Below are 371 nucleotides of genomic sequence, written 5' to 3' on the forward strand. Positions count from 1 at the left end.
ATTTTGGTCGGCCGAGGAAGGAATGGTTTCTTTCCCTTTTCGATTCTTCGCTTGTTCACTTTCTCTAATGTGTAAAAGTCTTCTTTGACTTCTACTTCTTGTATCCAAACTTCACGTTTTCGCTTATTTGCATTTGCCTTCAGCTCTGTTTCATCCGCAATCCAGATATCACGGGATAAAAAACCATCCTTTTGAATTTGATGTAAGATATGATCAAAAAGATCTTCCCAAATGGAAGAACCTTGTATCCGGTGAGTAAGGAATTTAGAAATAGTAGAATGACATGGTATGTTTGCATGAGGAAAAATACCTAAAAACCATCTATATGTAGCGTTTTGTTTGACTTGTTTACATGTGAAACGGACAGAGCG

The 371-nt window shown here is 37.2% G+C and carries 1 protein-coding gene; it reads right to left on the bottom strand.

From position 1 onward, the window contains the following. Positions 1–371, bottom strand: a 371-nt coding sequence (locus MR056_RS22010; protein ID WP_242136735.1) for a transposase, incomplete at both ends; no start/stop codon positions are given.

Source organism: Bacillus cereus group sp. BfR-BA-01360, from assembly GCF_022663595.1.
In the GTDB taxonomy this organism is placed as follows: Bacteria; Bacillota; Bacilli; order Bacillales; family Bacillaceae_G; genus Bacillus_A; species Bacillus_A cytotoxicus.